This is a genomic window from Hyphomonas sp. GM-8P (assembly GCF_003263315.1).
Lineage (GTDB): Bacteria > Pseudomonadota > Alphaproteobacteria > Caulobacterales > Hyphomonadaceae > Hyphomonas.
Window position 1 is genome coordinate 1 of the sequence record NZ_AWFE01000085.1, and the last position, 17866, is coordinate 17866.

The following is a 17866-nucleotide window of genomic DNA, read 5'->3' on the forward strand; positions in this document are numbered from 1 at the left end:
AAAATGCCCTCCCGGCCGGGAGGGCATTTTTGTCTTCTCTGACAATCAGTCCGGGTCAGGCGGTCTCGCGCGCCGGATGGAAGAACAGGGCCTGGCCGATGGCCGCCTTCACCGTGTTCTCCTGGAACGGTTTGGGGATCAGAAATGTCGGCTCCGGACGGTCCCCTGTCAGCAAGCGCTCCGGGAAGGCTGTGATAAAGATGATCGGCACGTCCATTTCCTTCAGGATATCATTCGCTGCGTCGATGCCTGAAGATCCGTCGGCAAGCTGGATATCGCAAAGGATGAGGCCTGGCGGATCAGACTTCACCATCGACATGGCTTCTGTGTAGGTGGTGGCGTTACCGGTGACCTGATGCCCCAATTCCTCGACAAGGCTCTCGAGATCAGCCGCAATAATCGGCTCGTCTTCGATCACCAGCACTTTTGTAGACAGTTCGGCCTCGATTTCCGCGATCGCAGCGCGTTCCAGTTCGGCCTGCTCGCCTTCGCTGATCCCGAGGATATGAGCGGCTTCGGTGCGCGAAAACCCTTCCAGCGCCGTCAGCAGAAATGCCTGTCGCTGTATGGGCGCCAGCTTCTGAAGGCGCTCGGTCGCCACATCGTCGCCTTGCGGCCCGTCTTCCAGCTGGGCACCGGTCGTGCCCCAGACAACATGGAAAAAGCGGTAAAGCGCGACCCGGGGGTCGCCGTCCGCGTCAATTTTATCCGGAGAGGCCACCAGCGCCTCAAGCGAGGCTCGAATATAGGCGTCTCCACTCTCCTGAGCGCCTGTAAGCGCCCGGGCGTAGCGTCGCAAATAAGGCAGGTGCGGCGCCAGATTCTTCACAAGATTCATGGGAAAAACTCCATCAACACTGCGTTACCAACCCACTCGCCGGGATTTGGTTGCATACAAAATCAAATTTTTTGCGGTTTGCGCGGAACCTTTGGTGAATTCACGATTTATATTGTCAGACGAGCGCCACAATCGCGCACCGAAACCGAACTGAACTGTTTAGGGCATTTTTGAAAATGGACGACAAGAAAACCGACGGTCGCAGGGTGGCCGATACGGAGCGAAAGCGTCGCGGTGACCGCCTGGGAGAACAGCTTCGCCGTCTTTATGACGACGTCACTCAGGAGAGCGTACCCGACGATTTCATGCGGTTGCTTGAAGAAGCCGACCGCAATCGTTCCCCCGACACCCAAAACAAGTCTTCATAGGTGAGCATATGAGCGAACCCACAGAACGACTTGATGATGCGACGTTCAAACAAGAGCTCGCAGAGCTGATCCCCCACCTGCGTGCGTTTGCTCGCAGCCTTTGCGGAGATTCGACCTTGGCCGACGACCTTGCTCAGGATGCGATGCTGAAGGCGTGGCACGCCCGCCAGAGCTTTCAGGCCGGCACGAACATGAAGGCATGGGCCTTCACCATCCTGCGGAACATTTTCTACTCCGAAAAACGTCGCTCATGGCGCCGGTCTTCCCTGGACCCCGAAGTGGCAGAAGCCACACTGGTCTCGCCCGCAAATGCCGGAGACGAACTGGACCTGCTCGCCCTGCGCAATGCGCTGAACATGCTGCCCGATGACCAGCGTGAAGCACTCGTCCTCGTCGGTGCAGGCGGACTGGCCTATGAAGAGGCAGCCGAAGTTTGCGGTTGTGCCGTCGGCACGATCAAGAGCCGTGTCTCGCGAGCCCGCAAGGCGGTTGCGGAGCTGTTAGAAAATAACGAAGCAGGGTTCAGCAGCGACGACGACATCAATGCCGGTGAGGCGTTCGACGACATCATGAACCAGGCAGCGGTTATTGCAGCCGCCAACGGCACCTGAATCTGAGTGCCTGACAGGGCGGCCTCATCCAGCTTGCGACGTCGCCTTGTGGCGACGCTTGCAATTGCTTTGACGCCGGTTCTGCTGCTTGGCGCTGCCAGTGCTTACATGGACGCGCGGGAGGCTTTGCGAACGCGAAGCAACGAACTTCTGCTGATTGCCGGCGCCTCGGTGGATGGTGTCGACCAGGCCATCGACGAAGCAGAATTGCTCCTCGGCCTGTTCAAGGACGAAATCGGCACCAATCACTGTAACGAAGTTTACGACAAACTGCTGCCCAGTATCCCGGCCCTTTCCAGTGTGATCCGCTTCGACGCCGAGGGTATCGCCCTTTGCGCCAATACGCGCGACCCCGGCTTCGCCATGTCCAATCCGGACTGGAACCAGCGGCTGAAGCACGAAATACCGACTATCCGTACGGATGCGTTTTTCGGACAAGCCTCCGATGACTGGATCTTTGCGATCTTCACCCGGGTGGACAAACCCGACGGCACATTTGACGGTTCGGTGGCGCTGGGACTCCGGTCGCGTTCGCTCGCCAATTTTGCCCGCGCCAGCGTCCTGAGAGATGGTGTCGAAGTCGCCATTGCTGATGTCGATGGCCGCGTGTTCGGTTCAGAACATTTCCTGCAAATCGAACCTGAGTGGGTGGCTCAAGCAGCCGAAACCCGTTCCGCGAAAATGTTCGTCCTGCGGCGCAAGAATGCGCCCCCGATGGATGTGGTGATCCGGCCGGTTGGTCCGGCAAATGTTTTCGCCGTCATTTCGCGCGAGTCACCCGGCTTCTGGAGCGAGTTCACGCTTCAGCCGGTATCATCTTTCGGCTTGCCGCTGCTGGCCTTCTCGATCGCCCTGCTCGCCGTCTGGCTCGCAATCGACAGCCTCGTCCTGCGTTGGATATCACGCCTTATCCGCGTCGCGCGTGTCTACGGCGCTGGCCGTTATGCCTTTCGGGCAGCAGACGCCATGGCGTCTGCGCCTGCGGAAATAGCGGAACTTGCCAACGCGATGGAAGACATGGCCACAAATATCGATCAGCGCGACAGTGACCTGAAAGCGGCGATCGAAGTTCGCGATGACGCCGTGAAAGAAATCCATCACCGGGTGAAGAACAATCTCCAGATCGTCACGAGCTTCCTGAACCTTCAGGGGCGTCAGCTTCAGGACCCGGAAGCCCGCCAGGCGATCGCCGCTGCCCGGCACCGGATCGATGCCCTGGCGATTGTCCACCAGACACTCTACCAGCACGAACGCCTGGAACTCGTCAGCATGCAACCCTTTCTCAAAGGGTTGATCGACCATCTGGCTGAAGCGCTTGGCACGGAAACGCTGAACATCCGGATTTCGCAATCCTACGACAATATTGAACGCCCGGCGGACGATGCCATTCCCGTCGCGCTGTTCCTCGTCGAGGCAGTCACCAATGCAACCAAGTACGCATTTGGCGACGAACATGGCGGCAACATTTCCATCGATCTCAAGAAGGATGCGTATGGGAACGTCACGCTTGAAGTTATAGACGATGGCGTGGGCTTTGATTCCATCGGCGCAACCCGCAAAGGGCTCGGCTCAAAACTCATGTCCGCCTTCTCACGCCAGCTCGGCGCGGAGCTGACGATCGACAGCGCTCCCGGCCAGGGCACAACCATCAGGCTTTACATGCCAGACGGAAAAAAGGCCCCGGCCTGAAGGCCCGGGACCTTTTTCGATCCGTGATCCGGATTCTATTTTATTTCTCGGAAGCCAGTGACTTGAGCATCCAAACGGCCTGCTCGTGCCAGGACATTCTTTCCGTCAGCATGTCTGCCGTCACATAGTCGCTCTTCTCTTCGCACCACTCCGTTGCAGCACGCATATTGAGAACGGCGGTTTCGTGGTCGGCGATCAGCATCGTGAGCATCTGTCCCACCGAACGTTCTTCATCCTTGTCGTTGATCGACGACAACTCGCCATACTTGGTGTAGCTCGCCGGCGCCTTGTGGCCGAGGGCGCGAATACGTTCCGCCAGTTCGTCGATGGCTTCATACATATTCTCGTACTGCTCTTCCGTCAGCTTATGTACGCCCATGAAGGTCGGGCCGGTAACGTTCCAGTGCACGCCCTGGGTCTTGATGAACAGCATGTAGGTGTCGGCCAGAACGATGCCGAGCGCATCGGCAATCTTCCTTCGGTCGTCCTCGGAAATACCGTTCCGGGTGGTGAAGTCGGGTTTCTTGATGTCGAGGGCCTCAATGGCCATGATAATCTCCTTTCGTGTCCTTGATGAACTCCTGCCGGATCTTACTGCGGAGGATCGGCAGCTTCCTCCATCGCCTCACCGGCCTCGTCGATCGCACCATCGATGTCATCGGCAGCATCTTCCATGGCATCGGCCGTTTCGTCCGCGGCCTCATCAATGGATTCCCCGATCGTATCGGGCTGGTCGATGTTATCGATCGCTTCATCGATCGACTCGCCCGCTTCTTCCATCGGGCCTTCATTGGTGTCGCAGGCAGCGAGGATACCGGTCGCGACAAGTGCAGCAGCAATCATTTTCATACGCATCTCAAATCTCCTTTGATGATGTGCCCCCTTTAGAGTCACGCTGATACAACGCCCGGCGCACGCAACTGTTCCATCCTCGAGAGATTCCAGGCGCTCTTTGTTTTGGGCACAAAACTGTTTCCCTCATAGCTGAGAGCAGACACACTCATGAAGCTCCCATCGAAGTCGAGCACATTGAAGGAAGGCGGAACATCGCGAAGACGCATCGACAGAGTTCCCGACGTCACGGCAACATAGCCTCCATCAGGCACACGGATGATCTCCGCCTGTGGGGCATGGACGTGTCCGGTGAGCAGCACATTGACAGGACTGCCTCCGAGACGGCTGCTTGCGCGGTGCCCTCGCCGGGTGGCTGTTTGCAACGGGGTGTCGGTCGGCGGGATAAATGGATGGTGGCAGCTGAGCAGGCGGATGTCTTCGGCAGCATCCCGCTGCAGAATGCCGTCCAGGTCTTCAAGATCCACGGACCCTTCAGCCCAGTTTCGTCGGGCCTGCCAGCCGCGGGCCGTATTCAAGCCATCGATCCGGATATTTCCCATACGCAATGGGAAGGAAAACTCGGATAGATACTTCTCATACCGCCCGAAGGGGTTGAGCACGCGGTGATGCAACTGGAACATCGGCGTGTCGTGATTGCCGGGCGTACAGGCACACGGCAGGCCGAGCCCCCGCAACCAGTGCCGGGCCGCGTCGAACTCCCGGCGTTTCCCGCTTTGCGTCAGGTCGCCTGACACAACGACCGCGTGTGGCGCAATCTGTTTGATATATCGGGCGGCGGCATCGAGTATGCGGGGATCAGCGGCGCCGAAGTGAATGTCTGCGAGATGCACAAGCCTCAATGGCTCGTCTCCGCACATAACACACGGGCCGCCTGACCGATTAATTCGACATGGACCGGCGAGGTGAAACTCACTTGTTCGCCGTCCAGTGTCGCCGGGATCTCCGCGCCGCCAAGATCATGCACCGTGACACCGTTGGTCACATCATGCTGTACCGGACCGGCATCTTTCCAGCCATGAATCATGGCATCCAGCGCGGTGGAAAACAGCTCCATCGTGCTGCCTGGATCAATTGCCGCAACTTCAAATGCCGGGGACGGACCGCTGGTAATCGCGACGGCGGCGGCAACCGCGCTGATTGTTTGTTCAGACAAGCCAGACTGGCCGTCCCTTGTCTTCCAGGCGAGGCGCAATCGGGTCTCAATGTCCAATACGTTGCCCTCGACAAGTGCCTGCGCAGCATCTCGAAGCTCTCCCTTACGGACAGCCTCTCGCGTTTCTGCCAATCCCGTCAGCCTGCCGAGCAGCGTAGCGATATAGAATCGTCTGTTTTCAATCTTGCCTGCAGCGATTGTTTCCACATCTGGCTTCGACAATACGCGATCAAGAATCTGATACCAGGCGCCATCACCGTACAGGCGTTTCGGCAACATGTTCATTGTCCCGCCAGGCAGCGCGAGCACCGGAGGACCGGACATGCCGCAGGCCGTCAGAGCACAGGCCAATGTGCCGTCTCCGCCCCAGACGACCACGGCATCCGCATCACTGCCCGCAGCCGCGCGCACATGATTCTTGAGTTCGTCGGACCCGCAATGCAATTGCTTGATATCATGGCCAGACGCCTTGATCGCCGCTTCCAGCTCATCCGCCGCGCCTTTCGGCACGGTTCGGGACAGGGGATTGATGACCACTGCGAGTTTCATGTCGGAATCTCCTTCAACAGAGTTCCAACGCACCAGCCAAACGCATGTTCCATGACACGACACCGGAACCTGAGAGGCTTATGGGCGTTTCCAAGCCATGGCTAATTCATCTACCACCCGCCTGAGCCCGATCTGCCACCTTCCCGTACGCTCAACCTGGAAGGCGACAATACTATCATTGGGCCGCATTCGCGGGCCGCGCGCTTTTGGTGCCCTGGCGTCTCTCATGCTGGCAGGCATCCTGTCGCTCTTCACGTGCCTCAAAGCCGGAAAAGCGAATTCTGTTACCCAAACAAGAAAAGGCACAGTCTTGTTGCTTGCCTACAGCAAGGTCTGAATTCATTTTATACTCTGCATAAAGAAAGAGCGCACCGGCTGGCGCGCTCTCTCCTCCCCGATGTCGAAAGTTTAGTTCGACATCTCTTCTTTGACCTCATCGGCCGAGTCTTCAATCACGTCACCGCCAGCCTGGATATCTTCACCAGCGCCAGCAACCGTATTGCAGGCCGCAGCCATAAGCGTGATCAGTCCAAGACCAGCAAACTTCAGTGTATTCTTAGCGGTGTTCATGAATATTTCCTTTCTGTCGAACCATGCACCAGCAACGTTCAGCAGGCGGCATGGTTCCAGAATCTTTTCCCGGAACACTTCCTGGTCGGATCCGTTATCTGATCATCGGCACCAACGCCGAAGAGAAACAACAAAGGAGACTATCATGCTTGGCTGGGCCATTGCATTTTTCATTCTCGCCATTGTCGCTGCTGCTCTTGGCTTTGGTGGTATCGCTGGCGCTTCTGCCGGTATCGCGCAGATCCTGTTCTTCGTCTTTCTCGCCCTCCTTGTGCTGACCTTCGTGGTGCGAGCGGTGAACGGGCGAAGCGTGACCTGACCTGCGGTCATAGAAAGCAAAAAGACAAGGGGTGCCTGAGGGCGCCCCTTTTTGTTTGGCTCAATTGGGATTTTCCGACCCGTTTGCGCCACGATGGCATGAACCTCGAAAACTGGATGGGGCATCGAGGCCAACAAGATGCGCAACTTCACCACGAAAAGGAAGTGATCGAGTCCCTGGATTAGATGAAGGATGGAGCGGGTAGACGGAATCGAACCGACATACTCAGCTTGGAAGGCTGCTGCACTACCATTGTGCTATACCCGCGTCGCAATCATGCAGCCGCCTGAGGTGGTGGAGGGAGCTGGATTCGAACCAGCGTACCTTGCGGACCAGATTTACAGTCTGGCGGTTTTAACCACTCACCCATCCCTCCACGGGACCTCACGGGCTGCACGGCGTTGACGCCGTCCGACCGGGGCTTCACATAGGCGCCGCAGCACCGCCGATCCACACCGGAAGCGGCCTTATAAGGAAACACCAAATGGCGCGCAACCATGGAAGACGGCGAAATGCACAAGGCCGCCCGGGACGCCCACAGGACGGCACCCCGCCGCAAAGTCACCGACCCGGTCCCCGGCATCCCAACAAGGGCCACACAACCAGCGATTCTGGCGTCTGGATCTGGGGTGTCCATGCCGTCGAAGCCGCCCTGGCCAACCCGGAACGCAAGCTGATCGAGCTCCTCGCGACCGAAAATGCCGCGGCCCGCCTGCCTGCCGACGCGCCGAAGCCGCAAATTGTGACAGCCAAGGACATCGACCCGCGGCTGCCGCCCGGTTCGGTCCATCAGGGCCTCGCCCTGCGTGCAGAGCCGCTGGATCCGGTCGCGCTGGAAGACCTGATCCATGAAGGCGTTGAGCGGATCGTCGTGCTGGACCAGGTGTCCGACCCCCACAATCTGGGCGCGATCTACCGCTCGGCCGCTGCCTTCGGCTTCGGGGCCCTGGTGCTTCAGACCCGGAATGCCCCGCCGATCACCGGAATCGTCGCCAAGAGTGCAGTCGGTGCCATCGAAACCGTGGCCGAGGCCCGGGTCGTGAACATTTCCCGTGCCCTCGAACAGCTGGGCGAGGCGGGGTACCACACGGTTGGCCTCGCCGGCGAGGGCGAGGCGGACATCGCGCAGGCCGTCAAAGGCGCAGGCAAACTGGCCATCGTACTGGGCGCAGAAGGCCCGGGCCTCCGCCCCGGGGTCGCCAAGGCCTGCGCCGAACTTGCCCGCATCCCGATCAGCGCCGCCATGGAAAGCCTCAACGTGTCCAATGCTGCCGCAATTGCGTTCTACGAAGCAGCTCGGAACAGTTTTCCCGGGGGCTGAACCTCTGCTAGGGTCTGCCCCGGATTCACCGTACGGAGCACGTGACCGCCATGTTGAGATTCCTCTCCATCCTCGTCCTTCTCGCTGGCCTGCTCGTGGCGGGTTATGGCGGTTCGCGCCTGATGGAGGTGTATGCCCCGAAATCCGGAATGACGGTCGAGGCGATGCCCGCCGAGGAACCGATCATGATGGATGATGTGACCGTCGAAGCACTGCCTGAAGCAGAAGCCCTGCCGCCGATCCCAGACGAAGAAATTCTGGCCGAGACGGCATCGGTTCCGTCTATTTCCCGGTCACTGCCGGCTCCGACGCTGGACGAGCCCATGTTCGGCACAGAAGGCGTATCCGGTAGCGGCGCAGCGGATGCCGGCGCCATGGCCAGTATCGAAGTGGCCCCGGATGTCATGGCGCCCGCCCCGTCCGACGCTTTCCTCGAAAACCTGAAGACGGTGCCGGTCGCCCATGAGACGCCCACCACCGCAGAGTACAAGCGCCCCTTTGAAGCGGTGCTCGCCATTGATGCAACCGGCGATTCCACAGCGGTCGACGCCCTGCCGGGCCATGGCAATATTTCCGAGGGCACCGCTCAGGTGTCCAAGACCGTGGAAGCGCGCCTGTCAGGGTCAGGCTTCGCTATCAAGGCAATGACGCCTGAGCAACAGACCATCTCGCCGCTGACCGAGAACACCTGGCGCTGGTCGGTCACCCCACTGACCGCCGGCAATCAGGAACTCACTTTCGACATCTATGCCATTGATGACGGTCCGGCCGTGCCGCTGCGGACATTCCACAATACGGTGACGGTGAAGGTGACAGGCCTCAATCGCGCGATCGCCTTTGCAGACCAGGCAAATCCACTGGCGGTGTTCCTTGGCGGGGTCGGCTCCGTGCTCGCCGGCCTGTTCGGCGCCATCAAGTTCGTCCGCCGCCGCTAGAATATCCAGCAAGCCTGCCCGGTTTGCCTGACCGGGTTCAGGCTTCCGTTTCGCCAAGATAGCGGCCGCTTTGACTTTGCGTTCAAAGGCCGGTTTGACTGGCGGCTATGACCAAGACGACTGCCACGCCGCCTTTGACCCTTGATGCTGCGCAGGAATTTCTGCGGGAACAGGCCCAGCGGATCGATATCGACCCGATGACCAATTCGGTCTTCGCGCTGACCCAGACGCTGTTCCGGGATCTCGAAGATGGGAAAATCACCCAGACCGACCTCGCAGCACTGGCTAATGAAGTTCACTTTGAACTCATCAATGAGCGCGCCGAACGTTTCCGCGCCCAGCATGCCGGAGCAGATGAGACTGCCGCCTGGGCGCCGCTGGTCGCCCGCCTGGAGGAGATTGCGAAGGAGGGGTTTGAAGCTTTCGCCGCCGCGATCGCGCAGGAACGTGGCGGGCTCGTTTTTACCGGCCACCCGACTTTTGCGCTGTCGACGGAGCTGCGCGCCGCCTTCGCCGCCCATGTCAGCAAGCCTACCAAAACCAGCCGCACCCGTCTCGCCAAACTGATCAAGACCGACAACCGCGCCTGGAACCAGTCGATCAGCCTCCATGGAGAGCATGAGGAAGTGCAGGCGGCCCTCGAAAACGCCGCGCACGCCCAACGAAGGATGGCGGAGACCATCCTCAAGATTGCGAGGAAGAGATTCCCCGACCGCTGGCGGGCGCTTCGCCCTGCCTTGCCAACCCTGGCGTGCTGGGTCGGCTACGACCTCGACGGCCGGGCTGATATTCACTGGTCGCAGTCCCTGACCTTCCGCCTGACCGAAAAAGCCATGCAGCTGGAGCGCTATGCGGCACGCGCGCAGGACATACTCTCCAGAACCGGGAAGTCGGCGTGGCTGGATGGGCTGGCCGGGCATTTGCGCCAGGCAGCGGCGCTGACGCGCAAACATGCCGCCCTATTTGCAGCGGACCTGACCAATGCAGACAATCTTGTCACAGCAGCCAACGCGATCACTGAACACGCGCCGCACACCATTCTGGACGCCGAGGAGGTTTTGGATAGCCTCGATGAGGGCGTGCGCAATGCCAGCGACGATCTTGCCGCCGAACTGATCGCCTTCCGTGCCGAAGTCGAAGCCCAGCAATTGGGAACCGCGCGCATTCACTTGCGCGTCAACGCCGCTCAGGTTCGTACGGTGATCAATCGCGATCTCGGCCTCGAGACCGAAGACCGGGAGCTCGGCCGGGTCGCGCTGGCGGAGCTTGCTCAGAAGGCCCGCAAGTCAAAACCCGTGAAAGTGAATTTCGGCGATCTGTTCATGGAACAGTCGACCGCCCGGCGTCAGTTCATGATGTGCGCCCAGATCCTGAAACATATTGATGCCGGATCCGTCATCCGCTTCCTGATCGCCGAGAGCGAGAACCCGGCTACGGTGATGGGGGCCCTGTACCTCGCGCGCCAATATGGCGTCGATGAGATGCTGGATATCTCACCTCTGTTCGAAACCCCCGAAGCGCTTGAAACGGGCGGGCGCTTTATCGAACGCCTGCTGGAGGAGCCGGAATTCCTCGCCTATGTGAAGCAGCGTGGATACCTCTCCATCCAGCTTGGCTTTTCCGATGCCGGACGGTTCATCGGGCAGGTCGCCGCCGACATGGCGATCGAGCGCATCCACAACCTCATCTCCCGGGCGCTGGCCGCCAGGAATGCCGGCGTGGACCTGCTGATCTTCAACACGCATGGCGAATCCATGGGGCGGGGTGCCTGGCCCGGCACATTCGAACAACGCTTCGATCACCTGCTGACACCATGGACCCGCGCCGGCGCAGAAATGCGCGGGCTGAAGCTGCGCCACGAGGTCAGCTTTCAGGGCGGGGATGGCTATCTCCATTTCGCTACTCCGGTCCTTGCAGACGCAACCATGGCGGCCTGGGGCGTGCACACTTTCCAGCCTGTGGACGAGACCTCGAAGACAGACCCGTTCTATACGCGCACGGATCTCGTCTGGGATTTCTACCGCGCCCTGCGCGCCTGGCATGAGCGCCTGTTCGTGAACCCGGATTATGGCCGCCTGCTCGGCGCCTTTTCCAGTGGGCTGACGGTCAAGGCCGGGTCACGTCCGAAGCGCCGTGCGGCCGGCCCTTCCGGCCCACGCTCGCTGCGCGCGATTTCCCATAATGCGACCCTGCAGCAGCTGGGTGTTCCGGCGAATACCGCCGCCGGGATCGGCTCCTCCCTGCAACGCGAAACCGAGCGGCTGGTGAACCTGATCGATACCAGCCCCCGCATGCGGCACCTCGTTTTCCTCGCCGCAAAAGCCCGCGGCCTGACCAGTCTGCCTGCGCTCCGCGGTTATGCCCGCGTCTACGACCCCGGAGTGTGGATCGCCCATGCCCGCATGATGAAGACCGAAAGCGGCGCTGCCGCCTATCGCGCAGTCTATTATGCTCTACGCGCAGATGAGACCGCTGTCTCAATCGACCGGATCGCCAATCTGCTATCGGTAGACCTGCGTCGGTTCGACCGCCTGACCGCCCAGCTGGAGGATGCCCCGTCGACGGAAGAGCGTCATGAGAATCGCCTCGCCCTGCACGTACTCCATGCCGTGCGCCAGGCCTTGATGATGCGGGCTTTCGCGCTCGCAGGCAGCCTGCCGCGCCTTTCAGAGCGCCATGACGCCAGCGCCCGGGATGTCGTCAACATGATCTCGGAAATGCGCTTTGCCGAGGTCGTGGAGCTGCTGGGTGAAATCTTCCCCTGCGCCCGGAGCGAGGACACGCCCCTGCAGGCGCTGACCGAACCCGGCAGCCAGATGCGCAGCGCTTCCTATGGCTACGAACGGATCCATAAGGACATCATCGATCCATTGGATGAGATCGGGCGCACACTGCATGGCATCAGCCTCGCCATCACACACGCCTATGGCGCATTCGGCTAGGACCGTAATCAGTATACCGGAATGCGGGTGTCCCGGGCGTTGAGATTGACGCGGCTGGAATAACGGCCACTGTCCGGCATGCTGAGGACGACCCTTTGGCGCCGGCGATCGATCTGCAGTCTGAAAGACGAAAGAAGGTCCAGCCCCAGCACCATCGCGGGCTCCTCCTCAAGTCCGAGGTATTTGAACAGCGGCGGGTCGCTCACCAGTATGTCGACACCCGACATCCGGTAATCCCCGATGGCCAGCATCCGGACAGAGGCGATCCGCAAGGACTGGTCGCCACCTGTGGCACCCTGCAGGATCTTCGTCTTCTCTTCATTGGTTCTGGTGTGGGACTGTTCTGCAAACCGACTGTTGATAAAGGTCACGCTGGAACCGGTATCGACCAGTGCGCGGCCTTTGCGGCCATTGATCCGGACATCCACGAAAATCAGGCCGTTCTCGTCAGTGTATTTCATTGAGCTTGGCACCAGCCGGGCAGACCGGTCGGGGCGTCCATCATAGACCATGACACGCAAATTCTCGAAGTCGAAGTCGATGACATCCCCTTCGAAAGCATTTGCCGGCAGCACATTCTGCGTTCCGGTGACATTCAGGTCGACGTTCAGCGCTACCTGTACATCCTTCTTTGCCACGTTCCCGACGAGAAGCGTATCCAGTTCGACAACCGGATAGATTTCTTCCCCGGTCAGCCCCAGCACGCTGATCATGGGCACATTGTCATCCAGTTCCGGAAGCTGAGCCAGGCGCGCCGTGCGACGGTTGATCATGGGAAATGTTGCGGCCGTATCGATGATACCGGTCGCCCGGTCATTCCCGTTCACCTCGAGACGGACGACCATGTGATCGTATTCATTCACCTCGAACGGGATCACCTGGCGCTCACTGGCCAGCGCCGGGAAAAAGCCCAACAGGGCCAGAACACTCAAGAAGGCACCTTTGATGTGCCACCCGGACGCCATTTTGGTCGTCCGGCGTTTCGACTCCCTCGTCATTTGCTCAATATCCCACATCCGATAGGATAAACAAAATCACACTGTATTGACGTTAGGTACTCTGCCCCGGCGTCACGACTTCCGCTGCCCCTTACGTTCGCGTAAACCTGCGTGACACAAACTGAGGAAACCGGAGACTGATCATGGCTGACGCCTTCATCATCGACGCCTGCCGCACACCGCGCGGTATCGGCAAAGTCGGCAAGGGCTCGCTTGCCCACCTGCACCCACAGCACCTGGCCGCGACCGTGCTGGGCCAGATCGCCGAGCGCAACAAGCTCGACACTGCCACTGTCGACGACGTGATCTGGGGCTGCTCCAGTCAGCGCGGCGCCCAAGGTGCCGACATGGGCCGCATGGCCGCCCTCGATGCCGGCTATGACATCAAGGCCTCCGGCGTGACACTCGACCGTTTCTGCGGTTCCGGCATCACCACGGTGAACCTCGCTGCGGCGCAGATCATGTCCGGCATGGAAGATTGCATTGTGGCCGGCGGCTGCGAGATGATGAGCTACACGGCAGCCACGGCAGACCCGAAAAACCCGCCGATGATGGACGCCGGCAACCTCCACCTGCGCGAACTGCACCCGCAGTCCCAGCAGGGCTGCTGCGCCGACGCCATCGCCACGCTCGAAGGCATCACCCGTGAAGCCGTCGACCAGCTGGCCGTGGTCAGTCAGGAACGCGCCGACCGCGCCCTGAAGGAAGGCCGTTTCAACAAGTCGGTCGTGCCGGTTTACAATCGCGACGGCACACTCGCCCTCGACAAGGACGAGTTCCCGCGTCCAGGCACCTCGATGGAAAGCCTCGCTGGCCTGAAGACCGTGTTCAACATGTTCTGGGACGTGCCGGTCGACGACAAGGGCATGACCTATGGCGGTCTGATCGAGAAAGTCTATCCGCAACTGAAAGGCAAGATCCAGCACGTGCATCATGCCGGTAACTCCTCCGGCGTCGTCGACGGCTCCGGCGCTGTACTCATGACGTCCGAAGGCTATATGAAGAAGCATGGCCTGAAGCCGCGCGGCCGCGTTGTTGCCACGGCGAACATGGGCGACTGCCCGACACTGATGCTGAACGCTCCGGTTCCTGCGGCACAGAAAGTCCTGGCCAAGGCTGGCCTGACCACCGGCGACATCGATGTCTACGAAATCAACGAAGCTTTCTCGGTCGTCGCCGAGAAGTTCATCCGCGACCTCGATCTCGACCGCAACAAAGTCAACATCAATGGCGGCGCCATGGCCCTCGGCCACCCGATCGGCGCAACCGGTTCGATCCTGATCGGCACCGCGCTGGACGAGCTTGAGCGCTCCGGCGGCCGTTATGGTCTGGTCACCATGTGCGCCGCTGGCGGCATGGCGCCTGCGATCATCATCGAGCGTCTCGACGCCTGATCGCCTGCCTGAAGCAGGCACACAGACAAGCGCCCGGTCCTGGTAACGGACCGGGCGTTTTCCGTTCTGGTTGCGCAAAAACCACAAATGCGAATGCGTATGAGAATTATTTGCAATATTACTTGCGATTCATTCTCACTTTCATTAGGCCGTCTCCACCGACTGCATAAGCGGTCCTCAGGGAGAACGAAATGAATAGAGCCATTCGCAAGCCGCGGAGCCTCCGCACACAGGTTGGTATGTATGCGGCGGTTGCCGTCGCCGCCGCCGCCCCCGCTTTCGCAGACGAGTCCGACGAGCCGGAACTGCGTAACGAGACGATCACCGTCACCGACGTGACGGCAGACACCAACCCCTATGGCGACCCGAATGCGCCCTATCGAGCGATCCGCTCGGCCAGCGGCCTCTTCACGGAAGACCTGCTCGACACGCCGAAGACCATCACGGTCATCACCGACGAGACGCTGCACGACCTCGGCGCCAAATCCTTCCGTGACCTCTTCCGGTCCCAGCCGGGCATCACGCTCGGTACCGGCGAGGGCGGCAACGCGTTCGGCGACCGGATCTTCATCCGTGGCTTCGATGCCCGCAATGATGTCTATGTCGATGGCGTCCGCGACCCCGGCGTCGGCTCCCGCGAGACCTTTGCGGTCCAGCAGATCGAAGTGCTGAAAGGCCCGTCGTCTGCTTTCGGCGGCCGCGGCACGACCGGCGGCGCTGTCAGTCTCGTCTCCAAGAAGCCGGGCCAGGGCGACTGGGGTGATGTCGAGTTCACGCTCGGCTCCGACGCAACCCGCCGGGCCACCCTGGACGTGAACCATGAAGTCACCGACACGCTGACCGTCCGCCTGAATGCCATGACGCACGATTCCGAAGTCGCCGGGCGCGATGAAGTGTTCAACGACCGTTGGGGCCTCGCCGCCGCCGCAGAGTGGACGCCGACCGATGCGCTGACTTTCGGTTTCGATTACTACCATCTGTCTACCGACTACCTGCCAGACTGGGGCCATCCCTACGACACGGAAAACAACCGTCCGTTCGCCGTGGACCGGGACAATTTCTACGGCGTCCTCTCCCGCGACTTCGGCGAAACCTTCGCAGACGTCTACACAGCCAACACAAACTGGGTGATCTCAGACAAGGTCGAGTTTGCCTCCACTCTCCGTTATGGCCAGAGCAAGAACGCCTACACAGCCTCGGCCCCGGAACGTCCGGACCCCGTCGCCCGGACGGTGAGCGCCAATGCCAAGCGCCGGGATGCGATCACGGACTACTGGACGAACCAGAGCCGCTTCACCTTCCGCTTCGACACCGGCACGATCGGCCACACGCTGGTCACCGGCATCGAGCTGTCGCGCGAGGAAACGCTGAACCGCCAGCGCGCCTTCACGGAATGCGCCGAACTGCCCTGTACCGGCGCGGCTTCCAATCCGCTCCTGAACCTGGACAATCCGGACAATTCCATTCCGTGGGGCAGCGATACCGAAGTCACCGGCCGGCCGACGATCGAGACCGAAACGGCCGCGCTCTACGCGCTCGACACGCTGACCTTCAGCCCGCAATGGGAAGCCTTTATCGGCGTGCGGGCAGATACCTACTCTGCTGATGTGACCGGCCTGACCAATCGGGACGGCACACCGACACCAGATCGCAGCGCCGACAGCGACTTCATCAACTGGCATGCCGGTCTTGTCTACAAGCCTGTCGAGAATGCCTCGATCTATGCAAGCTACTCCTCCGCTTCGAACCCGCCCTGCGAACAGCTTGACGCTTTCGCCCTCGACTATGGCGGTTGCGATGCGCTGGTCGCGGCGATGGATCCGGTCGAGAACAATTCCTTCGAGCTTGGCGCGAAGTACAATCTCGGCGGTCACCTCGACCTGACCGCGGCTGTGTTCCAGATCACCCGCGACGGGGTTCCGATTTCCAATGGCCGGGGCGCCACGACGGCCGGGTCTCAGGACCAGGAAGTAACCGGCGTGGAGTTCGGCGTGGCCGGCAACATCACCGAGAAGTGGAGCCTGTTCGGCGGTCTCACAATTTTCGAGACCGAAGTGACCGACAGCACCATCGCCTCGCAGATCGGCGAGATGTTCCCGAACGTCTCGGAAGAGAGCTTCACGCTGACCTCCCGCTACCAGTTCACCGACCGCCTGCACCTTGGCGGCACGGCTGGCTACAATAGCGAGAAATATGGCGGCACCGTCGCGGCGGGCTCGACCTTCGTGCCGGACTATTGGCGCTTCGATGTCTTCGGCGGCTACCAGCTGACCGACAATATGGAGGTGACCTTCAATATTCTGAACGCCACGGACGAGCTCTACTATGACGCGCTCTACCGCTCCGGCACGCCGTTCTCCTATGTTGCGCCGGGCCGCTCGGCCTTTGTGACACTGGACATCGACTTCTGATCATCCGAAAGAGGGGCGGCCCTTTCGGGGGCCGCCTTTCATTCTTTTTGTAGAGTCCGCCCATGCTGATCTGTATCCCCCAAGTCCTGACCAAGGCGCAGGTGAAAGACATCCGCCAGCTGATCGATGCTGCCGAGTGGGTGGATGGCCGCGTCACGGCGGGCGTCCAGTCCGCCGAAGCCAAGCGCAATACGCAGCTGCCGGAAGACAGCGAGGCGGCCCGCAAGGCGCAAGCCATGGTGAGCGTCGCCATTGGCAACAATCCGGTCTTCCTGGCGGCGGCGCTGCCGCAGAAAGTGTTTCCGCCCCTGTTCAACCGCTATGTCGTCGGCGACAGTTTCGGCGCCCATGTCGACAATGCGATCCGTTCGGTCAAGAACTCGCCGGAGCGGATCCGGACCGACTTGTCCTGCACCCTGTTCCTGACCGAGCCGGAAGATTATGACGGCGGCGAACTGGTGATCGAGACGCTGTTCGGGGCGCAGGAAGTGAAGCTGGAAGCCGGAGACCTCGTCCTCTATCCGGCCTCCAGCCTGCACTCCGTCAGCGAGATCACGCGCGGCGCGCGGATTTCCTCCTTCTTCTGGCTGCAGAGCATGGTGCGCGACGATGGTGAGCGGACCCTGCTGTTCGATCTCGACCAGTCGATCCAGGCATTGGTGGCGGAGAAGGGCCACAAGGACCCGGAAGTCATCCGCCTGACAGGCATCTATCACAACCTCATTCGCCGCTGGGCCGAGGGCGCTTAGGTTTCCGCCAGCACCAGCGGCCGGACAGGCCGCAACACGCGGTTCTTCATATGTATAGAGATCATAGGGCGGCGGGGCATCGGCCACAAAAGTCGGTTCGATGTTACCAAAACAGTCGACCGCCATCAGTGCGTCCCGCCCGGTGCGCATGTGCCAGCGGGCAA

The 17866-nt window shown here is 60.6% G+C and carries 17 protein-coding genes and 2 tRNA genes; 10 read left to right on the plus strand and 9 right to left on the minus strand.

Annotation, left to right across the window (positions count from 1 at the left end):
* Positions 1-55: 55 nt before the first annotated feature.
* A complete protein-coding gene (locus HY26_RS13475; protein ID WP_034768819.1) occupies positions 56-838 on the minus strand; it encodes a response regulator in 783 nt (260 codons plus the stop codon).
* A 176-nt stretch (positions 839-1014) separates the two neighbouring features.
* Between HY26_RS13475 and HY26_RS18870 the strand changes: the two genes are divergently transcribed.
* From HY26_RS18870 to HY26_RS13490, 3 genes are read left to right on the plus strand one after another with little or no spacing between them, the layout of a single operon-like run.
* On the plus strand, positions 1015-1206 hold the full coding sequence (locus tag HY26_RS18870) for a NepR family anti-sigma factor (RefSeq protein ID WP_139068820.1): 192 nt from the start codon (positions 1015-1017) through the stop codon (positions 1204-1206).
* Between the two features lie 8 nt (positions 1207-1214).
* Positions 1215-1817, plus strand: a complete 603-nt coding sequence (locus HY26_RS13485) for a sigma-70 family RNA polymerase sigma factor (protein ID WP_034768823.1) — start codon at positions 1215-1217, stop codon at positions 1815-1817.
* A gap of 33 nt (positions 1818-1850) precedes the next feature.
* On the plus strand, positions 1851-3506 hold the full coding sequence (locus HY26_RS13490; RefSeq protein WP_139068819.1) for a sensor histidine kinase: 1656 nt from the start codon (positions 1851-1853) through the stop codon (positions 3504-3506).
* A gap of 40 nt (positions 3507-3546) precedes the next feature.
* On the opposite strand, the gene HY26_RS13495 is transcribed toward HY26_RS13490, so the two are convergent.
* From HY26_RS13495 to HY26_RS13515, 5 genes are all read right to left on the minus strand, one after another.
* The gene (locus tag HY26_RS13495) at positions 3547-4056 is read right to left on the minus strand and encodes a Dps family protein (protein ID WP_051600255.1); all 510 of its coding nucleotides are present in this window, start codon (positions 4054-4056) and stop codon (positions 3547-3549) included.
* Between the two features lie 41 nt (positions 4057-4097).
* Positions 4098-4361, minus strand: a complete 264-nt coding sequence (locus tag HY26_RS13500; RefSeq protein ID WP_034768826.1) for a hypothetical protein — start codon at positions 4359-4361, stop codon at positions 4098-4100.
* A 35-nt stretch (positions 4362-4396) separates the two neighbouring features.
* Positions 4397-5191, minus strand: a complete 795-nt coding sequence (locus HY26_RS13505; protein WP_233350898.1) for a metallophosphoesterase — start codon at positions 5189-5191, stop codon at positions 4397-4399.
* 5 nt (positions 5192-5196) lie between these two features.
* Positions 5197-6063, minus strand: coding sequence for a diacylglycerol kinase family protein (locus HY26_RS13510; protein ID WP_112073804.1), 867 nt, complete (start codon positions 6061-6063; stop codon positions 5197-5199).
* Positions 6064-6471: 408 nt separating this feature from the next.
* Entirely contained in the window at positions 6472-6633 is a 162-nt protein-coding gene (locus HY26_RS13515) for an entericidin A/B family lipoprotein (protein WP_112073806.1), read from the minus strand.
* A 145-nt stretch (positions 6634-6778) separates the two neighbouring features.
* On the opposite strand from HY26_RS13515, the gene HY26_RS13520 reads away from it, so the two are divergent.
* Entirely contained in the window at positions 6779-6952 is a 174-nt protein-coding gene (locus HY26_RS13520) for a DUF1328 domain-containing protein (RefSeq protein WP_034764149.1), read from the plus strand.
* A gap of 193 nt (positions 6953-7145) precedes the next feature.
* Here the strand turns inward: HY26_RS13520 and HY26_RS13525 are convergent.
* Positions 7146-7219, minus strand: a tRNA-Gly gene (locus HY26_RS13525).
* A 25-nt stretch (positions 7220-7244) separates the two neighbouring features.
* A tRNA-Tyr gene (locus HY26_RS13530) sits at positions 7245-7328 on the minus strand.
* Positions 7329-7436: 108 nt separating this feature from the next.
* Between HY26_RS13530 and HY26_RS13535 the strand changes: the two genes are divergently transcribed.
* The 3 genes from HY26_RS13535 (at position 7437) to HY26_RS13545 (ending at position 12150) form a co-directional block, all read left to right on the plus strand.
* The gene (locus HY26_RS13535; protein WP_034764152.1) at positions 7437-8273 is read left to right on the plus strand and encodes an RNA methyltransferase; all 837 of its coding nucleotides are present in this window, start codon (positions 7437-7439) and stop codon (positions 8271-8273) included.
* Positions 8274-8323: 50 nt separating this feature from the next.
* Positions 8324-9208 (plus strand): hypothetical protein, encoded by an 885-nt coding sequence (locus HY26_RS13540; protein ID WP_112073805.1) that lies wholly within the window; start codon positions 8324-8326, stop codon positions 9206-9208.
* Between the two features lie 107 nt (positions 9209-9315).
* Positions 9316-12150 (plus strand): phosphoenolpyruvate carboxylase, encoded by a 2835-nt coding sequence (locus tag HY26_RS13545; RefSeq protein WP_034764158.1) that lies wholly within the window; start codon positions 9316-9318, stop codon positions 12148-12150.
* 8 nt (positions 12151-12158) lie between these two features.
* Here HY26_RS13545 and HY26_RS13550 read toward each other — a convergent pair whose 3' ends face one another.
* On the minus strand, positions 12159-13148 hold the full coding sequence (locus tag HY26_RS13550; RefSeq protein ID WP_158531504.1) for an aspartyl protease family protein: 990 nt from the start codon (positions 13146-13148) through the stop codon (positions 12159-12161).
* A 143-nt stretch (positions 13149-13291) separates the two neighbouring features.
* On the opposite strand from HY26_RS13550, the gene HY26_RS13555 reads away from it, so the two are divergent.
* The 3 genes from HY26_RS13555 to HY26_RS13565 all read left to right on the plus strand — a co-directional run bounded on the left by HY26_RS13555 (position 13292) and on the right by HY26_RS13565 (position 17702).
* Positions 13292-14542, plus strand: coding sequence for an acetyl-CoA C-acetyltransferase (locus HY26_RS13555; protein ID WP_034764175.1), 1251 nt, complete (start codon positions 13292-13294; stop codon positions 14540-14542).
* Between the two features lie 191 nt (positions 14543-14733).
* Positions 14734-16953, plus strand: a complete 2220-nt coding sequence (locus HY26_RS13560; protein WP_081813001.1) for a TonB-dependent siderophore receptor — start codon at positions 14734-14736, stop codon at positions 16951-16953.
* A 62-nt stretch (positions 16954-17015) separates the two neighbouring features.
* Entirely contained in the window at positions 17016-17702 is a 687-nt protein-coding gene (locus HY26_RS13565; RefSeq protein ID WP_034764178.1) for a Fe2+-dependent dioxygenase, read from the plus strand.
* Positions 17703-17866: the final 164 nt, after the last annotated feature.

Coding starts and splice junctions, on each gene's coding strand:
- HY26_RS13475 (WP_034768819.1), bottom strand. CDS start 838: ATGAATCTTGTGAAGAATCTGGCGCCGCACCTGCCTTATTTGCGACGC.
- HY26_RS18870 (WP_139068820.1), top strand. CDS start 1,015: ATGGACGACAAGAAAACCGACGGTCGCAGGGTGGCCGATACGGAGCGA.
- HY26_RS13485 (WP_034768823.1), top strand. CDS start 1,215: ATGAGCGAACCCACAGAACGACTTGATGATGCGACGTTCAAACAAGAG.
- HY26_RS13495 (WP_051600255.1), bottom strand. CDS start 4,056: ATGGCCATTGAGGCCCTCGACATCAAGAAACCCGACTTCACCACCCGG.
- HY26_RS13500 (WP_034768826.1), bottom strand. CDS start 4,361: ATGCGTATGAAAATGATTGCTGCTGCACTTGTCGCGACCGGTATCCTC.
- HY26_RS13510 (WP_112073804.1), bottom strand. CDS start 6,063: ATGAAACTCGCAGTGGTCATCAATCCCCTGTCCCGAACCGTGCCGAAA.
- HY26_RS13515 (WP_112073806.1), bottom strand. CDS start 6,633: ATGAACACCGCTAAGAATACACTGAAGTTTGCTGGTCTTGGACTGATC.
- HY26_RS13520 (WP_034764149.1), top strand. CDS start 6,779: ATGCTTGGCTGGGCCATTGCATTTTTCATTCTCGCCATTGTCGCTGCT.
- HY26_RS13535 (WP_034764152.1), top strand. CDS start 7,437: ATGGCGCGCAACCATGGAAGACGGCGAAATGCACAAGGCCGCCCGGGA.
- HY26_RS13540 (WP_112073805.1), top strand. CDS start 8,324: ATGTTGAGATTCCTCTCCATCCTCGTCCTTCTCGCTGGCCTGCTCGTG.
- HY26_RS13545 (WP_034764158.1), top strand. CDS start 9,316: ATGACCAAGACGACTGCCACGCCGCCTTTGACCCTTGATGCTGCGCAG.
- HY26_RS13550 (WP_158531504.1), bottom strand. CDS start 13,148: ATGACGAGGGAGTCGAAACGCCGGACGACCAAAATGGCGTCCGGGTGG.
- HY26_RS13555 (WP_034764175.1), top strand. CDS start 13,292: ATGGCTGACGCCTTCATCATCGACGCCTGCCGCACACCGCGCGGTATC.
- HY26_RS13560 (WP_081813001.1), top strand. CDS start 14,734: ATGAATAGAGCCATTCGCAAGCCGCGGAGCCTCCGCACACAGGTTGGT.
- HY26_RS13565 (WP_034764178.1), top strand. CDS start 17,016: ATGCTGATCTGTATCCCCCAAGTCCTGACCAAGGCGCAGGTGAAAGAC.